Origin of the sequence: Streptomyces sp. WM6386, from assembly GCF_000972385.1 — a bacterium.
GTDB lineage: Bacteria > Actinomycetota > Actinomycetes > Streptomycetales > Streptomycetaceae > Streptomyces.
Map to the genome: position 1 here is coordinate 21045 of NZ_JXTE01000031.1, position 13444 is coordinate 34488.

Consider the following 13444-nt stretch of genomic DNA (forward strand, 5'->3'; position numbering starts at 1 on the left):
GATGCCGTGGCGGCAGGATCGTGGTGAGTACGCGCACATCAATGAAGGAGACTGTCGTGTCGGCGAACAGCTTCGACGCCCGTGCCACGCTGAGCGTGGGCGACGAGTCGTACGAGATCTTCCGGCTGGACCAGGTGGAAGGCTCGGCCCGCCTTCCGTACAGCCTCAAGGTTCTGCTCGAGAACCTGCTCCGTACCGAGGACGGCGCGAACATCACCGCCGACCACATCCGCGCCCTCGGCAACTGGGACTCCCAGGCCCAGCCGTCGCAGGAGATCCAGTTCACGCCCGCCCGCGTGATCATGCAGGACTTCACCGGCGTGCCCTGTGTCGTGGACCTCGCCACCATGCGCGAGGCCGTGAAGGCGCTCGGCGGCGACCCCGCGAAGGTCAACCCGCTCTCCCCGGCCGAGATGGTCATCGACCACTCCGTCATCGCCGACAAGTTCGGCACCAACGACGCCTTCAAGCAGAACGTCGACCTGGAGTACGGCCGCAACAAGGAGCGCTACCAGTTCCTGCGCTGGGGCCAGACCGCCTTCGACGACTTCAAGGTCGTCCCCCCGGGCACCGGCATCGTCCACCAGGTCAACATCGAGCACCTGGCGCGCACGGTCATGGTCCGGGGCGGCCAGGCCTACCCCGACACCCTCGTCGGCACCGACTCGCACACCACCATGGTCAACGGCCTCGGCGTCCTCGGCTGGGGCGTCGGCGGTATCGAGGCCGAGGCCGCGATGCTCGGCCAGCCGGTCTCGATGCTCATCCCGCGCGTCGTCGGCTTCAAGCTGACCGGTGAGCTCACCCCCGGCACCACCGCCACCGACCTCGTGCTCACGATCACCGAGATGCTGCGCAAGCACGGTGTCGTCGGCAAGTTCGTCGAGTTCTACGGCGAGGGCGTCGCCGCCACCTCCCTCGCGAACCGCGCCACCATCGGCAACATGTCGCCGGAGTTCGGTTCCACCGCCGCGGTCTTCCCGATCGACGGCGAGACCATCAAGTACCTCAAGCTCACCGGCCGCTCCGAGCAGCAGCTCGCGCTCGTCGAGGCGTACGCCAAGGAGCAGGGCCTCTGGCTGGACCCGCAGGCCGAGCCGGACTTCTCCGAGAAGCTGGAGCTCGACCTGTCGACGGTCGTGCCCTCCATCGCCGGCCCGAAGCGCCCGCAGGACCGTATCGTCCTCGCGAACGCCGCCGAGCAGTTCAAGGTCGACGTACGCAACTACGTCGACTCCGTGGACGAGGCCGGCCTGGAGTCCTTCCCGGCCTCCGACGCCCCGGCCGTCGCGCCGAACGGCGCCCCGTCCAACCCGGTGACGGTGACAGCCCCCGACGGGTCGACGTACGAGATCGACCACGGTGCGGTGACGGTCGCGGCCATCACCTCCTGCACCAACACCTCCAACCCGTACGTCATGGTCGCCGCCGCGCTGGTCGCGAAGAAGGCCGTGGAGAAGGGCCTGACCCGCAAGCCGTGGGTCAAGACCACCCTCGCCCCGGGCTCCAAGGTCGTCACCGACTACTTCGACAAGGCGGGGCTCACCCCCTACCTCGACAAGGTCGGCTTCAACCTCGTCGGCTACGGCTGCACCACCTGCATCGGCAACTCCGGCCCGCTGCCGGACGAGGTCTCCAAGGCCGTCAACGACCACGACCTCGCGGTCACCTCGGTCCTCTCCGGCAACCGGAACTTCGAGGGCCGTATCAACCCCGACGTCAAGATGAACTACCTGGCCTCCCCGCCGCTGGTCGTCGCGTACGCCCTCGCGGGCTCCATGAAGGTGGACATCACCAAGGACGCCCTCGGTGTCGACCAGGACGGCAAGCCCGTCTACCTGACCGACATCTGGCCGACCGAGGCCGAGGTCAACGACGTCGTCGCCAACGCCATCGGCGAGGACATGTTCAACAAGTCCTACCAGGACGTCTTCGCGGGCGACGCCCAGTGGCAGGCCCTGTCGATCCCGACCGGCAACACCTTCGAGTGGGACCCGCAGTCGACCTACGTCCGCAAGCCCCCGTACTTCGACGGCATGACGATGGAGACCACCCCGGTCTCCGACATCAGCGGCGCCCGAGTCCTCGCCAAGCTCGGCGACTCGGTCACCACCGACCACATCTCGCCCGCCGGTGCCATCAAGGCCGACACCCCGGCCGGCAAGTACCTCACCGAACACGGTGTGGAGCGTCGTGACTTCAACTCCTACGGCGCCCGCCGTGGCAACCACGAGGTCATGATCCGCGGCACGTTCGCCAACATCCGCCTGCGCAACCAGATCGCGCCGGGCACCGAGGGCGGCTACACCCGCGACTTCACCCGGTCCGCCGAAGGTGAAGGAGGGGCGCCGGTGTCGTTCATCTACGACGCCTCGCGCAACTACATCGACCAGGGCATCCCGCTGGTCATCCTCGGCGGCAAGGAGTACGGCTCCGGCTCGTCCCGTGACTGGGCCGCCAAGGGCACCGCGCTCCTCGGCGTCAAGGCCGTCATCACCGAGTCGTACGAGCGCATCCACCGCTCGAACCTCATCGGCATGGGCGTCCTGCCGCTCCAGTACCCGGAGGGCCAGAACGCCGAGACCCTCGGCCTGACCGGCGAGGAGACCTTCTCCTTCACCGGCGTCGAGGAGCTCAACAACGGCACCACGCCGCGCACGGTCAAGGTCACCACCGACACCGGCGTCGAGTTCGACGCGGTCGTCCGCATCGACACCCCCGGCGAGGCCGACTACTACCGCAACGGCGGCATCATGCAGTACGTGCTGCGCTCGCTGATCCGCAAGTAAGCGGTACGGCAGGGCAGTTGAGGGCCGCACTCCCCGGCGACGGGGGGTGCGGCCCTTCGCCGTATTCGTGCGGGGACGTCCAGGTCATGACCCACCCTCAGGTCGAACACGGGATTCCCCCAGCGGTGGCGCTAACGGCGTGCTGAGCCATGTCAACTCGCCAAGAACTGTGCGTACTTGAGCCAACAGATGCTCAATGTGGTTTGTGGGGAGGGCAGTTGGGAACGCCGACGAAGCGGCCAGTTGATGTGAGACGCGGCGGTCGCAATGACGTATGGCATATCGACAGATTCGGGTATGGCTGGAGTGGGCCGGGATCATTTACGCTGGACATGTAGTAGCTGTGCGTAGTCTTGTGAGTGCCATGTGTGGTTCTTTGGCTTGACGTTCGGGGGTACTTGCCTGCGGCGGTGGTCGACCGCCCACTAGCATGGACGGGCACTGCCCAGGCGTATCGGGGGAGCAGGAGGGCTGAGGTGGTGCATAGGGGGGAACCCTTGTGGCGCAGGAGCAGCATGTGTGGCAATGAGAACGAGTGCCTGGAGGTCGCTGTGCGTGAGGACCGTGTGCTCGCTCGTGACTCCAAGGAACCCCGTCGTTCGCCTCTGCGATTCACCGCTCCCGTCTGGACGCAGTTCCTTCGCGCGGTGAACCAAGGGGCGTTAGAGGGTTCGTGATGTTTCTGAACAGCCATCGGCAGTAGGTAGGTAGGGGGGCCTGTATGGGTGCCGAGGCATCTGCGGTGCGGCAGTCGGGGAAGAAGAGGGATAAACGGGATGTGCTGATCGGCGGCGCCCTCGCTTTTGCGCTCGCTGTCGGCGCGCTGGCGACGCTGGCGGCAGCCCTCGCCTCCCTGCTCGTCGACAGCCTGCTCGCCAAGCGGATCCTCTGGGTGACCGTGTCGGTCGGTGTGTCGGTCGGTGCGGGGGTGTGGAAGGCCGGTCACGTCATGGTGACGCCATCTGGTTCGGGTCGCCTCCCGGAGGGTTCTGGGACGCGGACTCCACGGTAGGAGAGCCGGCCGCCCGGCGGCGCTTGAACCACCGTGTCGCCCACCGTCCCATCAGGGCGGCGAGCCCGGAGGTGGCGACGAACGTGCCGACGGCCGTGCCTACCCGGGACCACGGCAGTTTCAGATCCCCGGCCGCCTGGATGACCAGGACTATCGCTCCGAGTAGGGACGCGAAAGCGACCAGCACGAGGACACCGACTATCGTCACGAGCTTCAGCTTCACGGTGCCGCGGGCGTTCTCGATCTGGACCAGGCGGTCCGTCTCGGCCTGGTTCTTGATCGCCTGTGCTTTGAGCTCCTCGTCGTTCAGTCCGGCTGCTCCGCCGAGCAGAGTGGTGACCCACTGCTGTAGGCCCTGAGATATCGACCTGAAGACCACGTCGGTCCTCCCCCTGGCTCTCACTACCAGCCATGGGCACCGCGGTTCTAGCGGGCCCTGAGGTCTTGCTTGATGCGATCGATCAGGTCGCGAGACTCGGTTTCGCCGAGTGCCATTTCCGTGATCGTGTGGAAGCACTCCTGGTAACGGGCCAGCAGTTCCAGGTCTTCACCGCCGGTCATGCTGCCGGCGGCATGCTCCAGGTACAGCAGATCGTCGTCGTCGGGGAATCCCAGCAGGACGAAGCTGCCCAGAGTGCTGTAGTGCGCCCCGGCCTCGAACGGCAGGATACGGATCGTGATGCCGTCGCGGGCACCGAAGTTCAGCAGCTGCTCCAACTGCTCATCGAGAACCTCCCTTCCGCCGATCTGTCGTCGCACCGCGGCCTCGTCCAGGATGAACGTGGTCACTGGCTTGCCGGAGCCGTCGAACATCCGCTCCTGCCGTTCCATCCTCAGACCCACGACGCGCTCGGCCCGTTCGGGCGACAGTCCGCGGGGGGCGAGGAGCGCCTTCGCGTATCCGCGGGTCTGGAGATGACCGGGGACGACGATGGGGTGGTACGTGTGCAGGGACGCGGCGGCACTCTCGTAGCCCAGATACTGGGCGAACTGAGGGGTCACCACGTCGTGGTACTTCGACCACCAACTCGCCCCTTTGCTGCCCCGGGCCGCCTGCTCGAGGTCGTGGACCTCGACGGGGTCGGTGATGCGATAGAGGGTCGCCAGCGCACGTAGATCGCTGACGGACACGCTGACCGTACCTGTCTCCACCCGGATCAGCTTCGACTGGGACCACTCCACCTGTTCGGCAGCCTCACGCTGAGTCAGACCGGCGCGCTCGCGCGCCTGTCGCAGTGCGAGACGTAGTTTGCGCCGGTTCAGACTGGGGTCCACGGGGGTCATCGCCGCTCCTTCGCCCGTGCACGTACCCTGAACCTGATCGGCCATGCACAGAAAGTTCCTAGCTCTTGGCTCCTCTCATTATGCCTCTAGCAAAGAGGATAGAGCCAAAAGCCACGGGCGGTTCGCGGCGCGGTGTCGATGGGGCGGCGGCAGCTCTCTGAGCAACCTTGAGCTGCGACCGAGCGACCGGGCTTTGCGTAGGAGAGAACGCCTGAACGGGTGTTTGTGCTCCGAAGGGGCGTACTCCGCTTCCGAGACGTCGAAGCACGGGAGCGCGAAGGGCGCACGAAATCCCCTCCAGGTGCGCCGAGTTGCGCTCGGCGCGCGAAAACGGCGCTCGAGGTGTAGGACGTGAAGCCGAGAAATTCGGGGAGACTACCGGGGCGCACTCGACCTCGAAGGGATCCAGCCCGCGCAGGTCGGAGACGATCAGATCCGGCTTGAGGATGTTGCGCTCGTCGACCATGACGCATGGGCTGCTCACCGCGGTGTACGGCTCGGTTTCAGCGGCAGACAGCACGCTCACCAGAGCGCCCCGCACGTGGTTGTGCCACAACGCGGTCTTCCCGCGAGGCGCGATCACCCATCGACGAGTTCCCAGTCGAAGGGGACCTCCAGGTCCGTGACCTCATCGAAGGCCCAGCCGTCGATCGGCGGGAACATCCAGGTCTCCTCGGTGGCGGCTCCTCGCCCTCCTGGCCTCATGGACGCAAGTCTGGACGCCGGCACATGGCGTGATCGTCCGCACGAAGACACCGTCACCCGAACCGGCGACCGCCCGCCATCGACAGCCAACCCTCGCGCGCCACCCGTTTACAGCCGCCCCCGTTCGCGCTAACTTCCGCAACAGGCGGGGTGGGAGCGCTCCCACACGGCGGACCGGAACCTGCCCCAAGGAATCCCCCCACCCCGCTCATCCGCACACACGCATCCGCACGGCCCGTACCTCAAGGAACGGACTGGACTGTCATGATCATGACAAAGTCAGCGGCGTCCCCAGGTCGCCGATTAACTCTCCCCACCCGCGCCAGAGCCCTCTTCCTCGTCCTGGTCTCCCTGCTCGCCACGATCCCGGCCGTCACGCTGGTGATGTCGACCGGCGGCGAGGCGGAGGCCCACGGCACCCCGATGAAGCCCGCCAGCCGCACCTTCCTGTGCTGGCAGGACGGACTGACCGACACCGGGGAGATCAAACCGATCAACCCGGCCTGCAAGAACGCACAGGCGGTCAGCGGCACCACGCCGTTCTACAACTGGTTCTCCGTACTGCGCTCGGACGGCGCGGGACGCACCCGTGGCTTCGTGCCGGACGGCGAACTGTGCAGCGGCGGCAACACCAACTTCACCGGCTTCAACGCCGCCCGCAGCGACTGGCCGTTGACCCATCTCACCTCGGGCGCGACCGTCGACTTCTCCTACAACGCCTGGGCCGCGCACCCGGGTTGGTTCTACGTCTACGTCACCAAGGACGGCTTCGACGCGACCAAGACCCTCACCTGGAACGACATGGAGGCCCAGCCCTTCCTCTCCGTCGACCACCCGCCGCTCAACGGCAGCCCGGGCACGGTCGAGGCCAACTACTCATGGTCCGGGCAGCTTCCGGCGAACAAGTCGGGCCGCCACATCATCTACATGGTCTGGCAGCGCTCGGACAGCGCGGAGACCTTCTACTCCTGTTCCGACGTCGTCTTCGACGGCGGCAACGGCGAGGTCACCGGCATCCACGAGCCGGGCAACCCGAGCGAACCCGTGCCGGGCACCTGCACCGCGACCCGTAGGACGACCGGCAGTTGGAGCGGCGGCTACCAGTCCGAGGTGACGGTCACCAACTCCGGCGACGTTCCGATGCTGGGCTGGATGGTCGACTGGACGCTGCCGGGCGGCCAGAAGGTGAACAGCCTCTGGAACGGCAACGCGACGTACAACGGCCAGGCCGTGATGGTCCACAACGCCGACTGGAACGGTTCCCTCGCTCCAGGCGCGAGCGCCACGTTCGGCTACGTCGTCCAGGGCGACGGCGGAGATACGGCAACGACCCTTCCCTGTCGGGTGGGTTGAGCCGCAGCGGACCCGGTGGGCATGAGCCGCTGCCCGCCGGGCCCGCGCACCGGCCCATTCCCTGGGGGGAATTGTCGGTCTCCGCGGCACAGCGCAGGATCTGGTCCCGAAGCGACCCGCGCGACTGCCGGCAAGGAGACGCACATGACCGAGATCGATCCGCAGGATCTGGCCCGCGACTACATCGCCCAGTGGAACGTCCCGGACGCCGCCGAACGCCGCGCGGCCATCGAGCGGCTGTGGGCCGAGGACGGCACGCACATCCTGCAACCACCCGTGGAGATCCGGGAGATCGCGGCGGGCCTCGGCTTCGGCCGCACCACCCTGGAGGCCCAGGGGTACGACGCCATCGAGACCCGGGTGACGCGCAGCTACCAGGAGTTCGTCGAGCAGAAGGGGTACACCTTCCGGTCCCGCGCCGACGCGGTACGGCTGCGCGGACTGGTCAAGTTCGGCTGGGAGGCGGTGTCCACCGAGACCGGCGACGTGCTGGGCGGGGGCCTGGAGGTCCTCGTACTCGACGACGACGGCCGGATCAAGGCCGACTACATGTTCCCCGGAGCCTGACCCGCGGCCGCAGCGAGTGCGTCCGCCGTCGCCGGGTCGGCCGGCAGGAACGCCTCCAGCTTCAGCTCCGCCAGTGTCACATCGACGGCGGTGGCGAAGGTGGTCACCGTCGTCATCAGGTGCAGCTCACCGTACGAGGACCGCAGACGCAGCGGCACCGCGAACCCCAAAAGACCGGCGGACGCGTCCAGTTCGGGGACGTACGCGGTCAGCTCGGCCCGCAGCTCAGGCTGGTGGTCGAGGCGTACGAGGATGTGGCGGGCCCACTCCGCGAGGTTGAGGATGCGGGGCGCCACGCCGTCGGGATGCAGCGCGAGGCGGTACACGTTGCGGCCCGGCCCCACCAGCTCGGCGGCCGCCCCCTCGGTGATCACGTCGAACGCGCCGTTCGCGGCGATCAGCCCACCGCCGCCGTCCACCACCAGCGCCGGATACGGCAGATGCCCGCGCAGGATGTGGTCGATCGCCGTACGCGCCGGCGCGAGCACCGGGTCGTCGAGGGAGCTCTCCGGGTAGACGGGTGCGTAACCGGCGGCCAGGAGCAGTTCGTTGCGCTCCCTGAGCGGCAGTTCCAGCGACTCGGCCAGACGTACGACCATCTTCCGCCCGGGCACGGACCGGCCGGACTCGATGAAGCTGAGATGCCGCTGGGTGGTGCCCGCCCGCAGTGCCAGGTCGAGCTGGCTCAGATGACGGTGGGTACGGCGTTCACGAAGCGCACTGGGGAAGTCCACGGGCCTGTTGTAACGGGGAGAGCGGGTCGCGGGCCACTCCTCGCGGGGAATCGCGGGGAATCGCGGGGGCCGCGCGCGGGGGATCCCGGGAATGATGGCCGGCATGGCGACCTACGACACGCTCGGCGCGACCTACGCCCGTACCCGGCGCCCCGATCCGCGGATCGCCGCGCAGATCCACGCCGCCCTCGGGAACGTCACGGACGTGATCAACGTGGGAGCGGGCACCGGGTCCTACGAACCCGCGCGGACCGTGCTCGCGGTCGAGCCCAGCAAGGTCATGCTTGCCCAGCGCCCACCGGGATCCGCGCCCGCCGTGCAGGCGGTCGCCGAGCATCTGCCCGTCCGGGACGACGCCGCCGACGCGGTGATGGCACTGCTCACGATCCACCACTGGACCGACCCGGCGGCCGGAATCGCGGAGCTGCGCCGGGTCGCCCGCCGCCGTGTCGTCGTGCTGACCTGGGACCAGCGGGTGTTCCGCGAGCGGTTCTGGCTGGTGAGGGAGTATCTGCCGGAGGCGGCCGCGTTCGACGACGATCGCGCCGTCCCGACCGATCGGCTGGCGGAACTCCTCGGCGGGGCCCGTGTGGAACCGGTCCCTGTCCCCCACGACTGCACGGACGGCTTCGCCGCCGCGTACTGGCGCCGCCCCCACGCCTACCTCGAAGCCCAGGTGCGCGCGGGCGTCTCCCTGCTGTCCCAGCCCGGCGAGGACGCCCTCGCGCCCGGCCTGGCCCGCCTCGCGGACGACCTGGCCACCGGCCGCTGGCGCACCCGCCACGCCGACCTTCTGACGCGCGACTCCTTCGACGTGGGCTACCGGCTGTTGGTGGCCGACCGCTGACCCCGGCTCACACCGGATACGCCCCCTGGAACCCCAATCGTGCGTCCGCCCCCTCACCCACGGATGTCAGCAGGTCGTCGAGGTCCAGGAACTCCTCCCACACCGTCCGCCCACTCACCGCGGTCAGCTCCCTGACGACCAGGTCCTCCAGCTCCGGCACCCGCTTGTTCTTCCAGATCTTGTCGGCGAGGCTCACCAGCAGATCCTCGATGCAGAGGTCCGCCACGGTCCAGGTGGCGTGGGTGGCGGCGAAGCGGGCCAGGTGGGGGGCTATGCCGTGGGCGAGGAGCAGCTCGCGGCCGGCGTCCTCGTGGGCCGAGCCCGGGCCGGAGAGTTCGGCGGTGTGGGCCGTCTTGCCGATGTCGTGCGTGGCCGCGCCGAACAGCACGGCGTCGCGGTCGAGCGGGAGCGCCGGGTGCCGTTGCGACACCCACTCGACGAGCTCGTGCGCCACGTCGTGCACGGCTCGCAGATGGGCGGCCAGGCGCGGCGGCGCGTCGAGTTCCCGCAGCAGCTCCGCCGCCGGGTCCGGCAGCGGACGCAGCGGCGGGTCGCCAGGGTCCTGGAGGGCGCGAAGGAGGAGATCGGTGCGAGCCACGCGGACAGGGTAGGCGCGGAGGCCTGCTTCCGGTGCCCGAGTCGCAGCCGTAGGTGGCCTGTGCGGACCCGGTGGGTTCCCCCACCGGGTCCGCGGGCCGGGCAGGCGAACGGGGGGAGTCCCTGCCCGGGTGTCGGTTGGTCTGTGGCGACGCCGTGGCGCGCGATGGTGCGCCGGTGCGCGTCCGACAACGTTGTCTAGTGGTCTAAACCTCACTCTACCGCGTCAACGGAAGTCGAAGTCAAGCGAGTTGGAGTTGCCCCGACCGGGTGATGCCTCCGCGTGGCTGAACCCCCGCCCACCTGCCCCGTGGTACGGCTGGCGCACGTGATGTCCCTGATCCTCGCCGCCGCCCTCACACTCGCCGGCGTCACCTCCACCGCCCCCACCGCGCCGCCCGAACTCGTCGACGACCCCACGCCGTACGTCGACCCGCTCATCGGCACCAGCAACGGCGGCAACGTCTTCCCCGGCGCCGTCACCCCCTTCGGCATGCTCTCCTGGAGTCCCGAGAACACCCGGGGTGACGCCACGCGTACCGCGGCGCCCGGCGGCTACCACCACGACGCCACCCGCATCCGGGGCTTCAGCCTCACCCACATGTCCGGCACGGGCTGTGCGGGCGGCAGCGGCGACATCCCGTTCTTCCCGTACGCCGGTGAGGTCACCACCTCGCCCGCGAGCGACACCGTGGACGCGGTGTACGCCGCCGACTTCGGCCACGCCGACGAGACCGCCGAGCCCGGCCACTACGAGGTCGCTCTCGCGTCCGGTGTCACGGCCGACCTGACCGCCACCACCCGCACCGGCTCGGCCCGCTTCACCTACCCGGACGACAAGCCGGCCTCGTTGCTGATCCGTACGGCGAACTCCGAGGTGGGCTCGACCGATTCGCGGATCGAGATCGACCCGGCCGGCCGCACGGTCTCCGGGTCCGTCACCTCGGGGAACTTCTGCGGTCACCTCGACCCCGAAGGCCGACGCGCCTACTACACCCTCCACTTCACCGCCCACTTCGACCGCGCCTTCAAGTCGACGGGCACTTGGGAGGACGACCACCTCGCTCCCGGGTCCCGGAAGGCGTCCGGCGGCACCGGCGGTTTCGCGAACGAGGGACGGCCCGTCGCGGGCAAGGGAGCGGGCGGCTACGTCGAGTTCGCACCCGGCGCCGGACCGGTGAACGTCAAGGTCGGCATCTCCTACGTCAGCCGCGAGGGCGCCGAGGCGAATCTGGCGGCGGAGAACCCCTCGTACCGCACCTTCGACGACGTACGGAAGGCCGCCCGCGGTGCCTGGCGCGACCGGCTGGACGCGATCCGGGTCGGCGGTGGCACGGACGCCGAGCGCACCACCTTCTACACCGCGCTCTACCACTCCCTCCTCCACCCGAACGTCATCAGTGACGTCGACGGCCGGTACCGAGGCGCCGACGGCGAGGTGCACACCACCTCCCGCGGAGCCCAGTACGGCACCTTCTCCGGCTGGGACGTCTACCGCGACCAGGTGCAGCTGCTCACCCTGCTGGAGCCGGACACCGGCTCCGACATCGCCCGGTCCCTGTACGAACTGGCCGAGCAGAACGGCGGCATCTGGGACCGCTGGCTGCACGGCGCGAGCGGCACCCATGTCATGAACGGGGACCCGTCACCCATCGCCCTGGCCGGTATCCACGCCTTCGGCGGCACGGGCTTCGATGTGCGCGGTGCGCTCGCCTCGCTGGTGAAGGCGGCGACCGTGCCGACCGGGAAGGACCTGTCGTCCGCCGGGCGGCCGGTGCTGTCCGTCGGCCAACGCCCCTCCCTGGACACGTACATGAAGCACCACTACATGCCGTCCGTCTCCAACGCCTGGGGCGGGGCGGCCGAGACGCTGGAGATGTCCGGCGCCGACTTCGCGCTCTCCCAACTGGCCGCCGCGGCGGGGGAGAAGGACGTGGCGGCCGACTTCGCCGGGCGTTCCCAGTGGTGGCAGAACAACTTCAACCTGGCGGCCGATCCGGGCGGCGGCTACATCGCCGACCGCAACGCCGACGGCAGCTGGGTCACCGGCTTCACCCCGGCCACAGGCAAGGGATTCGTCGAGGGTACGGCGGCGCAGTACACATGGATGGTCCAGCACAACCCGGCCGGGCTCTTCGCCGCGATGGGCGGCCGGGGCGAGGCGGTGGCGCGGCTCGACGGCTTCTTCCGTGACGAGGACGGCGGTTGGGCCCTGACCGGCAGCGGCGGGGAGAAGTCCGAGCTGGACAACGAGCCGTCGATCAACGTCCCCTACCTGTATGCCTACGCGGGCGCCCCGTACAAGACGCAGGAGACCGTCCGCGCCGCGATGCGGCAGCTCTGGTCGACGCAGCCGGGTGGCATCCCCGGAAACGACGACCTCGGCGCGATGTCGTCCTGGTACGTCTTCTCGGCGCTCGGCATGTATCCGCAGGTCCCCTCGCGGGCTGAACTCGTCCTCGCCTCACCGCTGTTCCCGCGGATCGAGATCGACCGCCCGGGCGGCGACGACATCACCGTCGGCGCGAAGGGCGCCGCCGCCGACTCGCCGTACATCCACTCCCTGAAGGTCAACGGCCGCGCGAGCGACCGCCCTTGGCTCCCAGCCGCCTTCGTGCGGGACGGCGGCCGGCTGGACTACACGCTCTCCGGCACCCCGGACCGGGCCTGGGGCACCGCCTCCGAGGACGCCCCGCCGTCCTTCCGCGAGGGCGAGCAGCCGTACCGGATCGGTGTCGGCCCGACCACGGCGACGCTCGCCCCGGGCGGCAGCACGACGATCGGCATCAAAGCCCTGCCGATGAGCGGGGGCGAGGCGCGTTTCCGGGTGGAGACACCCGAGGGCATCACCGCGACTCCCGCCGAGGGCAGGGTCGTCGAGGGGACACGGGAGATCGTGCTGACGGCCGGCAAGGGCATCGAGCAGGGCTTCTACGACGTGAAGGTCGCCGTGACCTCCTACGTCCAACCCGTGGCCCTGACCGTCGCCGCACCCGGCACCCTCCTCGCCGCCTACAACGGCACCGGCGTCTCGGACGACTCCGGCGACCACACCGAGGCCGACTTCGACGGCGGCGGCTGGAGCTACTCCCGTCAGGCGCTGGCCGCGGCGGGGCTGACGCCTGGTGCGCGGGGCACGGTCGGCGCTCTGGCCTTCACCTGGCCGGACTCGCCGGGCGGGCGGCCGGACAATGCCTGGGCCGCGGGGCAGACCCTGCAACTGGACGAGCCGGTGAGCCAGTTGTCCCTCATCGGCAGCGCGGTCTTCGGCAACCGGCAGTCCAAGGCCACCGTCACCTACACCGACGGCACCACCGACACGACCGACGTCTCCTTCACCGACTGGACGCGGGGCGGGGGCGGCGGCAGCGTCCGGTACGGCAACGAGGTCGTCGCCGCGGCCGCGTACCGGAACATCGCGGGAGCCGGAAGGGATCCGGTCGCGACGTACGTCTTCGCCACCGAGCCGTTCACCGCGCCCGAGGGGAAGCGCATCGCGAGCGTACGGCTGCCGGACGATGCGCGGCTGCACGTGTTCACCCTCGCCGTCGGCTGA

At 69.3% G+C, this 13444-nt stretch carries 11 protein-coding genes; 6 read left to right on the forward strand and 5 right to left on the reverse strand.

The annotated features are described in order from the left end of the window. Positions 1–56 precede the first annotated feature (56 nt). The gene (gene acnA, locus TN53_RS20215) at positions 57–2789 is read left to right on the forward strand and encodes an aconitate hydratase AcnA (RefSeq protein WP_046259970.1); all 2733 of its coding nucleotides are present in this window, start codon (positions 57–59) and stop codon (positions 2787–2789) included. A gap of 479 nt (positions 2790–3268) precedes the next feature. Then, the gene (locus TN53_RS45290) at positions 3269–3466 is read left to right on the forward strand and encodes a DUF397 domain-containing protein (protein ID WP_267886548.1); all 198 of its coding nucleotides are present in this window, start codon (positions 3269–3271) and stop codon (positions 3464–3466) included. 270 nt (positions 3467–3736) lie between these two features. On the opposite strand, the gene TN53_RS20220 is transcribed toward TN53_RS45290, so the two are convergent. The 3 genes from TN53_RS20220 to TN53_RS49175 all read right to left on the reverse strand — a co-directional run bounded on the left by TN53_RS20220 (position 3737) and on the right by TN53_RS49175 (position 5790). Further along, a complete protein-coding gene (locus tag TN53_RS20220; protein ID WP_052745263.1) occupies positions 3737–4180 on the reverse strand; it encodes a hypothetical protein in 444 nt (147 codons plus the stop codon). Between the two features lie 47 nt (positions 4181–4227). Continuing rightward, positions 4228–5085, reverse strand: coding sequence for a helix-turn-helix domain-containing protein (locus TN53_RS20225; protein WP_046259971.1), 858 nt, complete (start codon positions 5083–5085; stop codon positions 4228–4230). Between the two features lie 579 nt (positions 5086–5664). After that, a complete protein-coding gene (locus tag TN53_RS49175; RefSeq protein ID WP_267886547.1) occupies positions 5665–5790 on the reverse strand; it encodes a hypothetical protein in 126 nt (41 codons plus the stop codon). 270 nt (positions 5791–6060) lie between these two features. On the opposite strand from TN53_RS49175, the gene TN53_RS20230 reads away from it, so the two are divergent. Together TN53_RS20230 and TN53_RS20235 are read left to right on the forward strand one after the other, a co-directional pair. Next, on the forward strand, positions 6061–7143 hold the full coding sequence (locus TN53_RS20230; protein WP_420719113.1) for a lytic polysaccharide monooxygenase auxiliary activity family 9 protein: 1083 nt from the start codon (positions 6061–6063) through the stop codon (positions 7141–7143). A 144-nt stretch (positions 7144–7287) separates the two neighbouring features. Next, the gene (locus TN53_RS20235; protein ID WP_046259973.1) at positions 7288–7710 is read left to right on the forward strand and encodes a hypothetical protein; all 423 of its coding nucleotides are present in this window, start codon (positions 7288–7290) and stop codon (positions 7708–7710) included. Here the strand turns inward: TN53_RS20235 and TN53_RS20240 are convergent. Then, positions 7689–8444 carry a helix-turn-helix domain-containing protein gene (locus TN53_RS20240; protein WP_046259974.1) on the reverse strand — a complete coding sequence of 252 codons (756 nt, stop codon included), beginning with the start codon at positions 8442–8444 and terminating at the stop codon, positions 7689–7691. The genes TN53_RS20235 and TN53_RS20240 overlap by 22 nt on opposite strands. Before the next feature lie 103 nt (positions 8445–8547). On the opposite strand from TN53_RS20240, the gene TN53_RS20245 reads away from it, so the two are divergent. Then, complete coding sequence (locus TN53_RS20245) at positions 8548–9291, forward strand: methyltransferase domain-containing protein (RefSeq protein ID WP_046260017.1); 744 nt, start codon at positions 8548–8550, stop codon at positions 9289–9291. 7 nt (positions 9292–9298) lie between these two features. Here TN53_RS20245 and TN53_RS20250 read toward each other — a convergent pair whose 3' ends face one another. Further along, on the reverse strand, positions 9299–9889 hold the full coding sequence (locus tag TN53_RS20250; protein WP_046259975.1) for an HD domain-containing protein: 591 nt from the start codon (positions 9887–9889) through the stop codon (positions 9299–9301). Positions 9890–10219: 330 nt separating this feature from the next. On the opposite strand from TN53_RS20250, the gene TN53_RS20255 reads away from it, so the two are divergent. Then, positions 10220–13444, forward strand: coding sequence for a GH92 family glycosyl hydrolase (locus tag TN53_RS20255; protein ID WP_046260018.1), 3225 nt, complete (start codon positions 10220–10222; stop codon positions 13442–13444).

Bases quoted from the DNA above. Each gene is read 5' to 3' on its own strand.
- TN53_RS20255 (WP_046260018.1), top strand. From the start codon at position 10,220: ATGTCCCTGATCCTCGCCGCCGCCCTCACACTCGCCGGCGTCACCTCC.
- TN53_RS20225 (WP_046259971.1), bottom strand. From the start codon at position 5,085: ATGACCCCCGTGGACCCCAGTCTGAACCGGCGCAAACTACGTCTCGCA.
- TN53_RS49175 (WP_267886547.1), bottom strand. From the start codon at position 5,790: ATGAGGCCAGGAGGGCGAGGAGCCGCCACCGAGGAGACCTGGATGTTC.
- TN53_RS20230 (WP_420719113.1), top strand. From the start codon at position 6,061: ATGACAAAGTCAGCGGCGTCCCCAGGTCGCCGATTAACTCTCCCCACC.
- TN53_RS20235 (WP_046259973.1), top strand. From the start codon at position 7,288: ATGACCGAGATCGATCCGCAGGATCTGGCCCGCGACTACATCGCCCAG.
- TN53_RS20245 (WP_046260017.1), top strand. From the start codon at position 8,548: ATGGCGACCTACGACACGCTCGGCGCGACCTACGCCCGTACCCGGCGC.